At 68.4% G+C, this 14,945-nt stretch carries 10 protein-coding genes and 9 pseudogenes; 11 read left to right on the forward strand and 8 right to left on the reverse strand.

What is annotated here, in order from left to right; genetic code table 11:
• The first annotated feature begins 1 nt into the window (after position 1).
• Together NQU54_RS42320 and NQU54_RS42325 are read left to right on the forward strand one after the other, a co-directional pair.
• Positions 2-775 carry an enoyl-CoA hydratase/isomerase family protein gene (locus tag NQU54_RS42320; RefSeq protein WP_257635644.1) on the forward strand — a complete coding sequence of 258 codons (774 nt, stop codon included), beginning with the start codon at positions 2-4 and terminating at the stop codon, positions 773-775.
• 160 nt (positions 776-935) lie between these two features.
• Positions 936-1,172: pseudogene (locus NQU54_RS42325) on the forward strand (FAD-dependent oxidoreductase); the annotation flags it as partial.
• 14 nt (positions 1,173-1,186) lie between these two features.
• Here NQU54_RS42325 and NQU54_RS42330 read toward each other — a convergent pair.
• Positions 1,187-1,546 (reverse strand): annotated as a pseudogene (locus NQU54_RS42330) (transposase); the annotation flags it as partial.
• Positions 1,547-1,763: 217 nt separating this feature from the next.
• Positions 1,764-2,015 (reverse strand): annotated as a pseudogene (locus NQU54_RS42335) (aminoglycoside phosphotransferase); the annotation flags it as partial.
• A 214-nt stretch (positions 2,016-2,229) separates the two neighbouring features.
• On the opposite strand from NQU54_RS42335, the pseudogene NQU54_RS42340 reads away from it, so the two are divergent.
• Positions 2,230-2,763, forward strand: a pseudogene (locus NQU54_RS42340) (TetR/AcrR family transcriptional regulator); the annotation flags it as partial.
• A 287-nt stretch (positions 2,764-3,050) separates the two neighbouring features.
• On the opposite strand, the pseudogene NQU54_RS42345 reads toward NQU54_RS42340, so the two are convergent.
• Positions 3,051-4,232: pseudogene (locus tag NQU54_RS42345) on the reverse strand (IS3 family transposase).
• Between the two features lie 43 nt (positions 4,233-4,275).
• On the opposite strand from NQU54_RS42345, the gene dmpG reads away from it, so the two are divergent.
• The 3 genes and pseudogenes from dmpG to NQU54_RS42360 form a co-directional block, all read left to right on the forward strand.
• Positions 4,276-5,079 carry a 4-hydroxy-2-oxovalerate aldolase gene (dmpG, locus tag NQU54_RS42350; RefSeq protein ID WP_257635645.1) on the forward strand — a complete coding sequence of 268 codons (804 nt, stop codon included), beginning with the start codon at positions 4,276-4,278 and terminating at the stop codon, positions 5,077-5,079.
• A gap of 115 nt (positions 5,080-5,194) precedes the next feature.
• Complete coding sequence (locus NQU54_RS42355) at positions 5,195-5,377, forward strand: hypothetical protein (RefSeq protein WP_257635646.1); 183 nt, start codon at positions 5,195-5,197, stop codon at positions 5,375-5,377.
• A gap of 277 nt (positions 5,378-5,654) precedes the next feature.
• A pseudogene (locus NQU54_RS42360) lies at positions 5,655-6,158 on the forward strand (alcohol dehydrogenase catalytic domain-containing protein); the annotation flags it as partial.
• A gap of 1 nt (position 6,159) precedes the next feature.
• Here NQU54_RS42360 and NQU54_RS42365 read toward each other — a convergent pair.
• Both NQU54_RS42365 and NQU54_RS42370 read right to left on the reverse strand, forming a co-directional pair.
• Positions 6,160-6,561 (reverse strand): annotated as a pseudogene (locus NQU54_RS42365) (PAS domain-containing protein); the annotation flags it as partial.
• 552 nt (positions 6,562-7,113) lie between these two features.
• The gene (locus tag NQU54_RS42370) at positions 7,114-7,608 is read right to left on the reverse strand and encodes a GNAT family N-acetyltransferase (RefSeq protein ID WP_257635647.1); all 495 of its coding nucleotides are present in this window, start codon (positions 7,606-7,608) and stop codon (positions 7,114-7,116) included.
• On the opposite strand from NQU54_RS42370, the gene NQU54_RS49565 reads away from it, so the two are divergent.
• The 5 genes and pseudogenes from NQU54_RS49565 (at position 7,535) to NQU54_RS42395 (ending at position 12,444) form a co-directional block, all read left to right on the forward strand.
• Positions 7,535-7,726 carry a LysR substrate-binding domain-containing protein gene (locus tag NQU54_RS49565; protein ID WP_306279645.1) on the forward strand — a complete coding sequence of 64 codons (192 nt, stop codon included), beginning with the start codon at positions 7,535-7,537 and terminating at the stop codon, positions 7,724-7,726. The two genes, NQU54_RS42370 and NQU54_RS49565, sit on opposite strands and share 74 nt — an antisense overlap.
• Before the next feature lie 122 nt (positions 7,727-7,848).
• Positions 7,849-8,278, forward strand: a pseudogene (locus NQU54_RS42380) (integrase core domain-containing protein); the annotation flags it as partial.
• 463 nt (positions 8,279-8,741) lie between these two features.
• Complete coding sequence (locus tag NQU54_RS42385) at positions 8,742-11,513, forward strand: SpoIIE family protein phosphatase (protein WP_257635648.1); 2,772 nt, start codon at positions 8,742-8,744, stop codon at positions 11,511-11,513.
• A gap of 26 nt (positions 11,514-11,539) precedes the next feature.
• On the forward strand, positions 11,540-12,064 hold the full coding sequence (locus tag NQU54_RS42390) for a DUF4277 domain-containing protein (RefSeq protein WP_257635649.1): 525 nt from the start codon (positions 11,540-11,542) through the stop codon (positions 12,062-12,064).
• A gap of 23 nt (positions 12,065-12,087) precedes the next feature.
• Complete coding sequence (locus NQU54_RS42395) at positions 12,088-12,444, forward strand: hypothetical protein (protein WP_257635650.1); 357 nt, start codon at positions 12,088-12,090, stop codon at positions 12,442-12,444.
• Between the two features lie 371 nt (positions 12,445-12,815).
• On the opposite strand, the gene NQU54_RS42400 is transcribed toward NQU54_RS42395, so the two are convergent.
• The 3 genes and pseudogenes from NQU54_RS42400 to NQU54_RS42410 form a co-directional block, all read right to left on the reverse strand.
• The gene (locus NQU54_RS42400) at positions 12,816-13,832 is read right to left on the reverse strand and encodes a LysR substrate-binding domain-containing protein (protein WP_257635651.1); all 1,017 of its coding nucleotides are present in this window, start codon (positions 13,830-13,832) and stop codon (positions 12,816-12,818) included.
• Between the two features lie 74 nt (positions 13,833-13,906).
• Positions 13,907-14,589 (reverse strand): annotated as a pseudogene (locus NQU54_RS42405) (IS5 family transposase); the annotation flags it as partial.
• A gap of 86 nt (positions 14,590-14,675) precedes the next feature.
• A partial coding sequence (locus tag NQU54_RS42410) for a helix-turn-helix domain-containing protein (protein WP_257635652.1) occupies positions 14,676-14,945 on the reverse strand: 270 nt, incomplete at its 5' end.

A 14,945-nucleotide genomic window follows, 5' to 3' on the forward strand; every position in this document is an offset into this window, starting at 1 on the left:
CATGCTGGTGACGCGACTTGAGGAATACGCAGCGAAGTATAACCACGTGAAGCTGGAACGCGACGACCTCGGGATTCTCGTCGCGACGATGCACACCGACGGACACGACCTGGTGTGGGGACACGATCCCGAGGAGGAGCTGGCATCACTGTGGGAAGACATCGCCCGGGATCCCGAGAACCGCGTCGTCGTCCTCACAGGCTCAGGCGAAACGTTCATCGACAAGGAAGGCTTCGGCGGCATGTCCGTCACGCCCGAGATGTGGCACCGGATCCACTTCACCGGTCGCCGCCTCATCATGAGCCACCTCGACATCGAGGTCCCCATGATCGCCGCCATCAACGGCCCGGCAACCATCCACTCGGAGATCGCGCTGCTGTGTGACATCACCCTTGCTGCCCAGACGGCGGTGTTCGCCGATCATCCGCACTTCTCGAACGGCCTAGTCCCGGGCGACGGCATCCAGGTGATCTACCCCCTGCTGATGGGCTTCAACCGGGGCCGCTACATGCTGCTCACCGGACAACACATTCCCGCTGACGAGGCTCTGAGCCTCGGCCTTATCAACGAGGTCCACACCTCGGCGGACCTCATGCCACGTGCCATGGAACTTGCCCGCCAACTCGCCGCAAAGCCCAACCTCACACTGCGCTCGACACGGAACCTGTTCAGCCAGCAGATCCGCCGAATGTTCCAAGACAACGTGGGCTATGGCCTCATGGCCGAAGGCCTGGCCGCCATGGACTACTGGCCGAGCGACGATCTCGGCAACTGACCGACTTCATAAGAACGCACGGCAACGAGGCGCCACCTCGTGCACGCATCACAGCCTTCGAGCGGCCAGGTCAACTCGCGAAACGGCTGTGAGGGCGATGGGCAGAGTCCGTGGATAGGCACAAGGCAATGGTGGATTGGACGCACACCATGGAGGACTCATGACGAACGTGGCCGTGATCGGCGGTGGCTTCATGGGAGCAGGCATCGCAGAGGTCAGTGCCCGAGCCGGACACGATGTGGTCATAGTGGAGTCGCACGACGCCGCGGCGAAGACGGCGCTCGGCAGACTGGAGACGTCGCTGCGGCGCGCCGAGGCGAAGGGCAGGATCGAGTCCGCTGCCGCATTGCTGGCAAGGGTCCGCGTCGAAACCGACCTCGGATCGGTCGCCGGCCGAGAGCTCGTCGTCGCGCCGGTGTCGCCCCAGCTCTTGGAGATGGTCGGGTACGTCTCCTTCGCCTGGTCGAGGAGGCGGATTCCCAGGGCGTTCTCCGACAGGCCGGCGGCGGTGACGGTCACGGCGAGGATGAGACCGATGGTGTCGGTGAGGATGCCGCGCTTCCGGCCGACGATCTTCTTCGCGGCGTCCGTTCCCTGGCTGGTCACGGGCACGTTGGTCGAAGTTTTCACGCTCTGGGTGTCGATCACGGAAGCGGTCGGCTCGGGCTTGCGCCCCTCCTTCACCCGCGCCAGTCCGGTCAGGTCGTAGTTGAGCTGGGCGAAGATTCCCTCGTCGCGCCAGGCGGCGTAGTCGGCATAAACAGTGCCGTGTGGCTTTGTAAGTGAGTTTCGGGCTCTGGCACAGATCTTGGGGAGGTGTTACGGCGAGTGATATTGCCGTTCGATTCGGAGGCGTCGCAGAGCTGTCAGCCGGGAGCCAGCCCGTACTCGCGGGTGCCCCGGTGCGGGTGTGCGATCGGCTCCGCTCCCGGACGTGGTAGCCGGGCCCGGCGCTCGCCACCGTGCCCGCGCCCCGGGCTGCTTTGGCTCAGCCCAGTGGGTTCATCAGGGCGGTGACATAGGCATTCAGCCGCTCCTCCACGGCCCGCGTCGTCAGCTCTGTCCTCCCTGCCTCCCGCCATGGCTGCGCCACCTGCTGCACTTCTTCTGAGCACGTCAGCGCGTCCCGGACCTGCCAATACAGCCGCTCGCTCGCGGCCGCGGCCAGCACCCCGCCGGCCTCCTCATACTCCTCAGCGAACCGCAGCCCCCACGCCAGCACCTCGTCATGCAACAGCGCTTGCTCGCGCCTGCCGATAGGTATCTGACCGGCCCAGCTATCGAGAGCCCTGGCCAGCGGACAGGAGAAGCGGTCGCGCGTGCAGTCGACTGCGGCGGCTACCGCTGTCCACTGGCTGACGCCGGGGATGTGCCGCAGGGCAGCGGTGTACTTCAGACCCCCTGCGCTGGGTCGGGTGGGCACATCGTCTCGTGCTGACACCCCGAGCCGGTAGGCCGGTGTCTCCCGAGCCCTGCTCTACCGTCACTTCGACAGCAAGCACGCCCTTTTCGCAGCCGTCTACCAACAGGTGGCGGACCAGCTGCTCGCCGAGACGCGGTTCGACCCTGCCGACTCTCTGGTGGAGCAGCTCATCCAGGGTATGGACATCCATCTCGACTACTTCGTGGCGAACCGAAACGCTGTCCTCGCCGCAAACCGGGTCCTCGCGGGCGACCCGGTGATCCAGACGGTCATGACGAATGAGCTGGACGCGCTCCGTACGCGGCTCCTGGCCGTACTCCCACTCGCGGACGAGAGCGCCCGCGAGGCCGTGTCTGGAGTCCTGAAGAGCTGGCTGGTCTTCGTCCAGGTCCTCTGTGTCGACTGGCTCACCCACGAGGCCTGTACCCGCACCCAGCTGCGCGACGTCTGCATCGGCGCGGTTCTCGGCGCGCTCCGACCGCTACTGGCCGAAGACCCTGTCCTCGACTGGCGGCCGCAAGAGTCCGGCGCGGTTGCCCACGATCTGCCGCACCACAAGGCGTAGGGAGCCCGATTGACTGCTGGCGGGCCGGGCTCGAACGTTTAGCTGGGGAGGCTGACGCTGCCGGTGGGGAATCGCGTGACGTTGCACACGTGATTCACGTTCGGTCTCACAGGTGGAGCTTTCCTTGCGCCACCACAGCCGTATCGGCAGTGGTCGAATCCCCCCTCGGACACGTACTGATGGCCCACGGGCTTCATGAGAGTGCTGGTCGAGTCTCATTTCGGCCAGCACTTTGTGTTTCCCAGAGTCGTAGGTGGGGCCTTCCCCGTGATCGTGGACACCGGTTGTCATGCGGCGGTGGCCAGCGTAGTTGATCGCTGTTCGTAGGTGATCGGGCTGATCTGGCCGAGGCGGGAGTGCCGTCGGCGGGTGTTGTAGCGGGTCGCCCAGCGGAAGACCGCGAGGCGGGCCTCACTGGCCCCGTTCCACCGCTTGCGGCCCTGCAGCGTCTCGCGCTTCATGGTCGCGTTCAGACTCTCCGCGGCGGCGTTGTCCGCACTTGTGCCGACCGCGCCGCGTGATCTGGTCACGCCCAGCTCCGAGCAGACCTGGGCAAACTCCTTCGACACATATTGCGCCCCGTTGTCGCTGTGAAATATCGCCCCGCGCAGACCGTCCCCGCCGCGGGCTCTCGCTGCGGCCCTGAGCGCGTCGGTGACCAGCGAGGTCCGCATGTGGTCGGCGATCGACCAGCCCGTCAGGCGTTTCGAACACAGGTCCAACACCGCTTGCCAGATAAAGGAATTGACCGTTGCCGATCGGGAGATAGGTGATGTCTCCCACGTATTTGGTGTTCGGTTCCTGGGCAGCAAAGTCTCGCTGGAGCAGGTCCGGCACCGGTGTCGCCGACGGCTCGGGAATGGTGGTGCGGACCTTCTTGCGCAGGTGCAGCCCGACGATGCGGAACTTGCGCATGACGCGCTCGACCCGCTGGTGATTGACCCGCCGGCCGGAGTCCTTCAGCTCGGCGGTGACGCGCGGAACTCCGTAGGTGCCGTCCGATTCCTGATGGATCCGGTTGATGTGCTCAGCGAGCTCGGCATCCGCCCTCGCCCGGCCGGCCCGCGCGGATGCGCCGGCCAGCCACCGGTAGAAGCCGGACCGCGAGACCGCGAGTATCCGGCACAGCCGCTTGACGCCGAAGGCCCCACGGTGATCCCCGACGAACTGGAAGCGGCTGCTCACCAGCTGGTCCCGGCCGCAAAATACTTCGCGGCCCTCCGCAGGATCTCCCGCTCGAGCTCGAGTTCCTTCACCCGCGCCCGCAGCTGCCGGTTCTCCTTCTCCATCGCGGTGGCCTCCACCGCCCCGGGCCGGGCGGCCTGCTCGGCATCCCGCACCCACGCGCGGAGCGTCTCGTGGTTGACGCCCAGGTCCTTGGCCACCGACGCGTACGTCCCACCCGGGCTCGAGTGATACAGCGCGACGGCATCGGCCCGGAACTCAGACGAGTACTTCGACGTCCCCAACGGGAACTCCTGTCCTATGGATCATCACGATCCAATGATCAGGGTGTCCACGATCAAGGGGGAACGCCCCGCCCGCCCCACCACCCTCCTCCTGCCCGGCATCGGCACCATCGAGGAGCTCAAGCGGGCCTACGCGCTCGGCGTGCGCTCGGTGCGGGTCGCCACACACTGCACCGAGGCCGACGTCTCGGCCCAACACATCGCCACCGCCCGCGAGTTGGGCATGGACGTCTCCGGCTTCCTGATGATGAGCCACATGGCCGACGCCAGGACGCTCGCCGCCCAGGCCAAGCTGATGGAGTCCTACGGCGCCCACTGCGTCTACGTCACCGACTCCGGCGGCCGCCTGATGATGGACGGCGTACGCGAACGGATGCGCGCTTACCGGGACGTCCTCGACCCGGCCACCGAGATCGGCATCCACGCCCACGAGAACCTCTCGCTCGCCGTCGCCAACTCCATGGTCGCCGTCGAGGAGGGCGTGACCCGCGTCGACGCCTCCCTCGCCGGCCAGGGCGCGGGCGCCGGCAACTGTCCCATCGAGCCGTTCGTCGCGGTCGCCGACCTCAACGGCTGGGAGCACGGCTGCGACCTCTTCGCCCTGCAGGACGCGGCCGAGGACCTGGTCCGCCCGCTGCAGGACCGCCCGGTCCGCGTCGACCGCGAGACCCTCACGCTCGGCTACGCCGGGGTCTACGGCTCCTTCCTCCGCCATGCCGAGACGGCGGCCGAGCGCTACGGCATCGACGTCCGCACCATCCTCGTCGAGGTCGGCAAGCGCGGCCTCGTCGGCGGCCAGGAGGACATGATCGTCGACGTGGCGCTGGGGCTCGCAGCCGCGAGCTGACACCACGTACGAACAGGGCCGGGAGGGCGCGAGCTCCCGGCCCTGCTCGGCGTGCCTGTGCAATGGACGATGCCTGGCTAGCCAAATGGCTTGCCGGGCCTCGCAGTTGGGGAACATGCCCACCGCTCTGACGGCCTACCGCCCGGCGTCAGCCGCGGCGGACGGCAGTGAGACGGTGCTCGACACCCTCGGGCACCATGCGGCGCGGAACGTGCCCGTGGTGGTCAAGGAGATCTTGGTGACCGACGATGCGGTGGCCCTCACGGCGCGGACGGTGGCGCGGGAAGCACTCTGGTGAGCCCCTCCCCGCCGTACGGCCGCAGCTCCGGCAGGACGACCTCGGGCCGCCTCGCCGCCCGCATCACCGGTGCCTTGCCCGTGCCGCGCGCCATGCCGTTTCTCCTTCGCCGGCGAGGCCCTCGGAAACCCGTATTCGTATCCGTATCCGCCTCGCCTCGCCTCGCCTCCCATGCTGCACCCCGGGTCTGACAACGCCTTGACCTCAAGTCAGCTTGAGGTCGTTGAGTTGTGGCACAGCGCGCACCCACGCACCCACGCACCCCATGGAGCCCACCATGCACGCGATCCGTCAGTACGCCTTCGGCCCGGCCGAGAACCTGCTGTACGAGAAGGCCGAGGACCCGCACCCCGGGCCCGGCCAGGTCCGGATCGCGGTCGCTGCGGCCGGTGTCCACATGGTCGACACCCTCCTCCGGCAGGGCATCCAGCGCGGCCCCATGCCACCCCCCGAGCCGCCCGCGACCCCCGGTCGCGAGGTCGCCGGTACCGTCGAGGCCCTCGGGGACGGCGTCGACGACACCTGGCTCGGCCGGCGCGTCGTCGCCCACCTCGGCGCGACCCCGGCCCACCCCGGCTACGCGGAACTGACCGTCGCGGACGCCTCCTCGCTGCACCCACTCCCCGACGGCCTGCCCGCGGACCAGGCCGTCGCCATGATCGGTACGGGCCGCACTGCCCTGGGCATCGTGGAAGTCGCCGCCCCCACCGCCGAGGACGTAGTCCTGGTCACCGCCGCAGCGGGCGGCCTCGGCACCCTCTTCGTCCAGGAGGCCCGCCACCCTGCACCATGAGGGTCTGGCGCCGCCGCTCCTCCTCCAGGGTGCGCAGCAGCTCGGAGTGCGTCAGCTCGGCGGTGGCGTCCCGGACGATGCCGATGATCCGGTACGGGTCGCCGTCCCCGTCCCGCAGGATGCGGCCCTGGGTGTGCGTCCAGCGGCGCTGCCCGTCGCGGCAGCGCAGCCGGAAATAGGCCCCGTACGACGGCAGCCCATCCCGCAGCGCCTCGCTGACGGCGGCGTCGAGCCGGGCGCCCTCCTCGGGCGGCACGCGCACCGACAGGGACATGGGGTAGCCGTCGTACTCGTCCGCCCGGAGATCGAACACCGCCAGCCCGGCCTCGTCGAGGTGGAAGGTCCCGCGGTCGAGGTCCCAGTCGGAGCTGCCCATCTGGTTGAGCGCGAGCGCGGCGTCCGGGCGAACTCCTCCGCGTCCGGGGCGTGGTGAGGGGTCGCACCTGCCTGCCGATGCGGTTCCGCCATCTCCGCGCTCCGATCCGTGATGGGGGCGAGCGCCGGCCCGAAGCCTTACCGGTACATCTTGGACACGAGGATAGCCAAGGGGCGATTTCCCCGACACCTCCCCAGGCGGCTCGCAGGCCGCCCCCGGGTCCGCCGGGGCCGGAAATGAAGAAACCGCAGGCCACCTGGGGTGAACCTGCGGTTCTCGCAGAGCCGACTGTCGGGCTCGAACCGACGACCTTCGCTTTACAAGTGGGATCGAATCCTTGCCGGACGGTGCCTGACGCTGCCGCGTGGTGCTGTCTTACCTGATCAGCGCCACGCGGCTTCGCAGCCGATCCCGCTCATGACACCTCGTACCGGACCGTCCGCTCACGCATCGCGCACGCATGAAAGGGGTGTGCGTGCGGGCTCGCTGCGGCACACGTGAGGAACAACTGGTTCCGCAGGGACGCCTGTCTGCGGACGAGTGTCGCCGTCGTCGAGACCGAAGGAGTTACAGCGCCTTGTACATGATGTACAGCCCGACGAGCCCGTGCCGGGGGTGTTCGTAGGCCTGCGGCACCGTGGCCAGGATCGTAAAGCCGAGGGAGGTCCACAGCGGTACGGCCGGGTTGGTCTCGACGACGGCGTTGAACACCATGCCCCGGTAGCCCTGGACCTTGGCCTCGGTCAGGACATGTTCGGCGAGGGCGCGGCCGATGCCGCGACCCGCATGGTCGGGGTCGACCATGAAGCCCGCGTTGGCGATGCGGGTGGCGGGACCGCCATAGTTCGGGGTGAGGTAGGCCGAGCCGACCACCGCTCCGTCGGCGTCCTCGGCGACATACACGCGCTTGGCGGCATTCATCCACAGGGACCGGGCCGCCTCCTCGGAGGTGTCTCGGTCCCAGGCGTACGTCTCGCCGGCGGCGACGATGCGGTGCCAGAAAGGCCAGATCCTCGGCCAGTCCTCGACCAGGCTGCACGGCGTGATCGCCGCCCTGCGCACAAGCCATCCCGATGTGGACCTCCATCTGTACGCGGCCGGTACCGCGGAGTGCGTCGACGGGTTGCGGTCCGGACGCCTTGACGTGGCGCTGAGGAACAGGCCGACTTCCCCGATGTGACCGCCATGCTGATCGCCCACGCGCCGCTCGCCCTCGTCTGCGCTTCCAGCCACCCGCTCGCCGCACCTATGCACGCAGCAACGTGGGCGGAGCTGACGGCGGAGAGCTTTCTTCCTGCTGGGGCGCAAGCCGCGAAGATTCTCGTCATGGACCTCGAGGACGCGGGCTGCCGGGCGCGGTTCCTGATCCGGGACCGGGACGGGAAGTTCCCCGCCCTGTTCGATGCGTTCCTCAAGGATGCGGGGATTGAGATTGTGCTCATTGGCGTCCAGATGCCGAGAATGAACTCGCTTATGGAGAGGTGGGTGCAGACCTGCCGGCGCGAGCTGCTGGACCGCACGTTGATCTGGAATCAGCGGCATCTGCTCCATGCCCTGCGGGAGTTCGAGCGGTTCTACAACTCCCATAGGCATCATCAGGGCATCGCGAACGCCCGCCCGCTGCATCCATTGCCCACGCCGATCATTCGATCCGGGCGAGATCGCCCGCCTCGACACACGCCGCCGCGATCGCCTCGGCGGCATTCTCCACGAGTATGAACGTGCCGCGTGACCTGCGCGGACGAGGTTATCGGCATGGGCAACCTGCCCCGCGGCCGGCGTCGATGTGCTTGGGAAGCGCGGACGCTCAGGTCCGACATGCGGAGTCCCGATCCGGTTCATAGCCGCGGCTCTCCTCTGGAGCCTCGAGTCGACAAGCCGAGTGATGCTGTGCGATCACCTGGGCCTCAAGGCCGACGTCGACCGGGATCGGGAGCTACCGACACCGCGCGTGATGGCAGAGTTGTATCGGCCGATTCACCGCGTTTCACCTTGAGGTGTAAAGATGGTTATGAATTGCGCAATGAAGGGATCATTTGGCCGACTGGTATTCGCCACGCCGTCGGTTCTCCGGCCTCCCCCGCGATCAGCACAAGTCTGCGGGCTCGGAACGCGGGTCGGGGATTCGACGTGAGGACGAGCGCGACGAGCGTCAGAGGAGCCATCCTGTGCGACAGCGCTTCCGGGGAGGCGGCATGAGGCACCCGAGAACGACCGCAGGCTCCGGGTCGGGACTGCGCTCCCTGCTGAACCTGCGCAGCGCCGCCGGACAGGTGTTCGTTCTGCAGGTCGTGATCGTGGTGCTGCTGGTCGCGGCCGCGGTGACGGCCCTGGTGCTCCAGGCGGAGCGTGACAGTACGCGGGAGGCCCGGCAACGGTCGGTGACCGCAGCCGAGGCGTTTGCGAACGCCCCGGGCACGGTCCAGGCGCTGGACAGCCGGGATCCGACGGCAGCGCTGCAGCCGCGCGCCGAAGCGGCCCGGAAGCGGGCCGGTGTCGACTTCGTCGTCGTCATGAACAGGGACGGGATCCGCTATACGCACCCCGACCCGAAGCAGATCGGGAAAAAATTCGTCGGCACCATCAAGCCGTCGTTGGAAGGCCGCATCACCATTGAGCGGGCAGGCGGGCCGCCCGTGCCCGCGGGCAAAGAAGCGGCTGTTCAAGCGGTGGTCCCGGTCACTGACGCCCACGGCTCGGTCGTCGGCCTGGTGTCCGCCGGGCTCGTGGTCCAGAACGTGACCGGTCTCCTCGAACAGCAGCTGCCGATCATCTTCGGCACCGGCGCGGCCGCGCTCGCACTGTCCACCACCGGGACGGCCCTGGTGTCGAGACGATTGCGCCGGCAGACGCACGGCTTGGGCCCGGCGGAGATGACCCGGATGTACGAGCACCACGACGCGGTGCTGCACGCGGTGCGGGAAGGGGTGCTGATCACCGGCGGGGGCGGACGAGTGCTGCTGGCCAACGACGAGGCGCGCCGGCTGCTGGACCTACCGACGGACACCGAGCGGCGGCGGGTCGGGGAACTGGGCATGGAAGCGGGCATGGCCGAGCTGCTGGCGTCGGGTGAGGCGGTCACGGACTCGGTGCACCTGGCAGGAGACCGGCTGCTGGCCGTGAACATCCGATCCACCGCCCCGTACGGCGGGCAGGCGGGCAGTGTGGTGACCCTGCGGGACACCACCGAGCTGGCGGCGGTCTCCGGACGGGCGGAGGTGGCGCGGGAACGGCTGAAGCTGCTGTACGACGCGGGAGTCCGGATCGGGACGACGCTGGATGTGGTGCGCACGGCGCAGGAGCTGGCGGAGGTGGCGGTGCCGCGGTTCGCCGACATCGCCGTCGTGGATCTGCTGGATGCGGTGGTGCGGGGGCAGGAACCGGCGCGGGAGACCTGGGGGCAGATGCGACGCACGGCGATCAGCGGCGACCAGGAGACGCTGCCGCTGTACCGGCTGGGCGAGACGATCACGTTCGTGCCGACGTCGCCGCCGATGCGGGCGCTGGAGCACGGACGGGCCGTGCTGGAGCGGGACCTGCGGCAGGCGACGGGCTGGCGGGAGCAGGATCCGGACCGGGCGCGGAGGATGCTGGAGTACGGGCTGCATTCGCTGGTGACCGTGCCGTTGCAGGCGCGGGGCGTGGTCCTGGGCATGGTCAATTTCTGGCGGGCCGGGGATTCGCCCGCCTTCGAGGAAGAGGACCTGTCCTTCGCGGAAGAGCTGGCCGCGCGGGCGGCGGTGGCCATCGACAACGCCCGGCGGTTCACGCGCGAGCACACCATGGCGGTGACGCTGCAGCGGAGCCTGCTGCCGCGGGCACTACCGGAGCAGGACGCGCTGGAGGTGGCCTGGCGGTATCTGCCCGCGGAGGCTGGAGTGGGCGGGGACTGGTTCGACGTCATCCCGCTTCCCGGCGCCCGGGTGGCGCTGGTGGTCGGCGATGTGGTCGGCCACGGGCTGCACGCGGCGGCCACCATGGGACGGCTGCGCACCGCCGTGCACAACTTCTCCGCCCTGGACCTGCCGCCCGACGAACTGCTCGGACACTTGGACGAGCTGGTCAGCCGTATCGACAGCGAGGAGAGCACCGCGGAAGGCATGGAGGACCGGGAGAGCGTGGGGGTGACAGGAGCGACGTGCCTGTACGCGATCTACGACTCGGTCACGGGGCTGTGCACGATGGCGCGGGCCGGGCACCCGGGCCCGGCAGTGGCGTGCCCGGACGGGACGGTCACGTATCCGGACGTGCCTGCCTCCCCTCCACTCGGCCTGGGCGGCCACCCCTTCGAAACCCTCGAGCTGCGCCTGCCCGAGGGCTCGCAACTGGTGCTGTTCACCGACGGGCTGGTGGAGGACCGGGACCAGGACATCGACATCGGGCTGGATGTGCTGCAAGCGGCGTTGGAGGGGGCGGCGGGGCGCACTCCGGAGGAGACGTGTCAGGCCGTGATCGACGCGACGCTGCCCGCGCATCCGTCCGACGACATCGCACTGTTGGTGTTCCGGGCCCGGCTGCTCGCGCCGTCGAAGGTGGCGGACTGGGAGGTGCCGTCGGATCCGGCCGGGGTGGCGCCGGTACGCGCGCAGTGCGGGGCGCGACTGAGGGATTGGGGGCTGGAGGAGATCGGGTTCGCCACGGAGCTGATCCTCAGTGAGTTGATCACCAATGCGATCCGGTACGGGGCGCCGCCGATCAAGGTGCGGCTGCTGCACGACCGCAGCCTGATCTGCGAGGTGTCGGACGGCAGCAGCACCTCCCCGCATCTGCGACGGGCGGCGCCCACGGACGAGGGCGGGCGCGGGCTGTTCCTGGTGGCGCAGTTCGCACGGCGGTGGGGGACTCGGTACACACCGGGTGGCAAGGTCATCTGGACCGAACAGCCGCTCCACGACGGCGAGGCTGCCGCTACGGGTGGTACGCCGACCGACGTCCTCCTCGACCAGTTCGACGACCCCACCCTCTGAAGGACCTACTCGGGCGCGATCAAGCGGTGGCCTGGGGACGTGCGCTCAGCCTCGTCGAACACCGCCTTGAAGTGGCGGTGACGTCCGTGGTGGAGAAGCGTCTGGGCGCTCTGCCTGTCGCTGCCGAGTTTCTGCGCCGGCTGGATGTCGCCGGAATCGTCGACGGGGTGTGTCCGGGTGGCGCGAGTGCGCTGGTGATGCACGGGCAGGTGATCGAGGCGTTGGTGGCCAACCGGCTGACCTCGCCCGCGCCGCTGGTGCGGGTGGAGGACTGGGCCAGGTGCTGGGCGGTGGAGGAGGTTTTCGGGATCGGACCCGGTCTGCTCAACGGTGATCGTCTGGCCCGGGCGCTGGATGCGATCGCTCCGCACCTGGAGAACCTCGCGGGCACGGTCAGGGCGCGGGCGATCGGTGACTTCGGGATCGATGTGGCCCGGATGCACTGGGACATGACCAGCATGTCCGTGCACGGGGCCTTCCCGGTTGAGGGGCAGGACGAGGACTTCCCCGTCATCGGCTACGGGCGTCCCAAGGATCGGCGTTCGATCTGAAGCAGGTCCAGGCCGGGCTCGCGGTGTCGGCCGACGGCGGCATCCCGCTCCATGCCCGGGTCTTCGGCGGTGGTGCGGCCGAGGTCGGCCATGTTGTCGGCGCGATGAAGGACCTGCGGGCCCTGGCCGGTGAGCGCGGCTTCCTGATGGTCGCCGACTCCAAACTGGTGTCCTACGCCAACGTCTGTGCCCTGCTGGCGGCCGGGGTTCACTTCATCGCCCCGGCCCTGGCCGCGCAGGAGGACGAGGTCTATGCCGCTCTCGATCTCGCGCAGGCCACCGTCGTGGACTGGACGCCGGACCGGGTGGCGGGCAAACCCGCCGCGCCGCGCGAGACCTACCGTGCTGGAGGACACCCACACCCTAACCGGGCCCCGTAAGAGCGATCCTCCGCTCACCATGCGACGGATCCTGGTCCACTCCACCGCGAACGCCGCCGGCCAGCAAGTCGCCCGGGACAAACGCCTGGCCAAGGCCGCAGAGGACCTGAACAAGCTAGCTCACCGCCGCGGCCGGCGGACGCCACTACAAGACCCGGGAGAAGATCGTCACCCGGACGGGTGTCCTACGGCACGCGACGAGCGGCCAACCCGACCGCGTCCCGCTACCCCTATGCAAGTCGGCGGTTCACTCATCCAGCTCAGCCGCCAGCTGCTGGGCATCCGCACGACGGGCACCGACCAGTTCAGCCCACGCATCCTGCAGCTGTACCTCGACGGCCCTCTCGTCCCGTACCGGCCTGAACTGGCAATCATGCCTGGCTGTCAGAGTGGTTGCTGACCGCCCGCAGGGCCCCCTGCAGTCGAGACACCAGGCGGTCTACGATCGCCGGCCGGTAGTTGGCCCGGGTGATGGCGAGGATTTCCCGTGACGGTTGGCCTACCGAAGGGGGGAGCTGGACACGGAAGATGCGGCCTTCATCGATAGACGCCTGGACGGTCATCGCCGGCAGTAGACCGATGGCCAGGCCCGCTTCGATCAAGGCGACTGCGGCATGGCTGTCTTCGGTCTCGAAGGGCATGTGCGGTGCCATCCCCAGCGGGTGTGTCATGCGATACACCATGCGCGTGTCCGCGTTCGCGGGGAATCCGCCGACCCAGTTGTGATGCAGACACTCTTCGAGCGTGCGGCTGGCCGGGGCGCCGTTGCTGACCACGTAAAGAGGCTCCCGGCCGAGGAGCCTGACAGTCCACCCATCGTCTCTACCAGGCGGGTCCTCCGGGAGATACCGGTAGGCGAGGAGCAGGTCGATGTCCCCGTTCTTGAGCATGGGCAGACCACGGGGGGTCTCCATCTCAACGATGTGGACGTTGATGCCCGGTTCTGTGTCGGCCAGATCTCTCAGGACGCCAGGCAGTAGAAATGTCATGGCAGTCGGGAATGTGCCTATGCGGGCCTCGGCGACCTCCGAAGCGGCGACCTGCTCAGCCGCGTCCTGGTATGTCGCGGTGGCGACGAATAGCTCACGGATGGCGCGTTCAAGGGAGCGACCGGCGGCAGTCGGCGCGATTCTTCGCCCGGGTTTGCGCGCCAGGAGTTCAACCCCCATGGATCGTTCCACCTTCGAGACCGGTGCAGAGCACGACGCCGGTTTCAGTTGTCTTTCCGGCGGATGGGAACTTGCATCTCCTGGAGATTGGGCTTCAAGCAATCCAGCTTTCGCCATATCGCGCGGGCCTCCCAGCGCACCGTCCCAGACAACTGAACCCGACCGCTGTTTTTCTGACATGCTGTTGTCCCCTTCACCTTTCGGATCCAGGTAAGTCATCAGGCCCAGGAACCTCCTTCCAAGTTCCTCCCGGCTGAACCGGGGATACAAACAGAGCGCCACGTGGCGCACAAGGCGCGCTCGACCACCCAACGCACCTTGCCCAGCCCGGAACCGTGCGGGACGCCGCGTCGGGCGATCAGCGGCTTTATGCCGCGCTTCCACATCAGGCGGCGGTATTTGTCGTAGTCGTAGCCGCGGTCGGCGTACAGGCGCCGGGGCTTGCGGCGGGGGCGTCCCCGCCGCCCCCGGATCGGTGGAACCGCGTCGAGTAGCGGCAGGAGCTGGGTGACGTCGTGGCGGTTGCCGCCGGTGAGCGTGACAACGAGCGGCGTTCCGTGGCGGTCGACGATCAGGTGGTGCTTGGATCCTGGACGGGCACGGTCGACTGGCGAGGAGCCGACGTGGTCCCCCCTTTGAGGGCCCGGATGTGTGAACCGTCCACGGCGCAGTCGTCCAGGTCCAGAAGGTCAGCGCGGCGCAGCTCGGTCAGCAGGGCGGCGTGCAGGCGGGGCCAGACGCCGGCTTCGGTCCAGTCCCGCAGCCGGCGCCAGGCCGTCACCCCGGAGCAGCCCACGGTCTCAGCGGGAACGTCACGCCATGCGACACCGGTCCGCAGCACGTAAAGAATGCCTGCGAGGGCCACTCGGTCCGAAACGCGCAGTCGCCCGGGGTAGCGGTGGCGCCGCTCGGGAACAGGAGGCAGCAGCGGAGCCACACGCTCCCACAGGTCGTCTGGAACAAGATCAGCACGCACCCGCAACACCCTGCCGACCAAGATCACCAAGCGCAAGAGCAGCAACTCAACTCATTCTGAAACGATCAGTTAGGGCGTGCAGATCATTAACATGCTTTCTTGATCTTGCTGTGGTTCAGGAACGCGGCGATGTCGGATGGTGTGTGAAAGCGAGCGGTGGAGGCGCTGATGGGATGGTCGTGTGCTTCCAGGAGGGGGCGGACTTCCTGGCCCGCGCGGCTGATGGTTGGGGCGGTGACGCCGAAGAGCTGGGCGAGGAGGTCCATGGGGGCGATCTTGCGCAGGTGGAGCACGGTGACCAGGACTCGCTCGGCTGGGGTGAGTTTGGCTTTGGCGCCTGTGCCGGGGGCAACCAG

It is taken from the genome of Streptomyces malaysiensis subsp. samsunensis (assembly GCF_024519315.1).
Taxonomy (GTDB): Bacteria; Actinomycetota; Actinomycetes; order Streptomycetales; family Streptomycetaceae; genus Streptomyces; species Streptomyces malaysiensis.

Excerpts from the sequence above, each read along its gene's own strand:
- NQU54_RS42320 (WP_257635644.1), top strand. The coding sequence starts at position 2 with ATGCTGGTGACGCGACTTGAGGAATACGCAGCGAAGTATAACCACGTG.
- NQU54_RS42355 (WP_257635646.1), top strand. The coding sequence starts at position 5,195 with ATGCCCACCGCTCTGACGGCCTACCGCCCGGCGTCAGCCGCGGCGGAC.
- NQU54_RS49565 (WP_306279645.1), top strand. The coding sequence starts at position 7,535 with ATGCGGTGCCAGAAAGGCCAGATCCTCGGCCAGTCCTCGACCAGGCTG.
- NQU54_RS42385 (WP_257635648.1), top strand. The coding sequence starts at position 8,742 with ATGAGGCACCCGAGAACGACCGCAGGCTCCGGGTCGGGACTGCGCTCC.
- NQU54_RS42400 (WP_257635651.1), bottom strand. The coding sequence starts at position 13,832 with ATGACTTACCTGGATCCGAAAGGTGAAGGGGACAACAGCATGTCAGAA.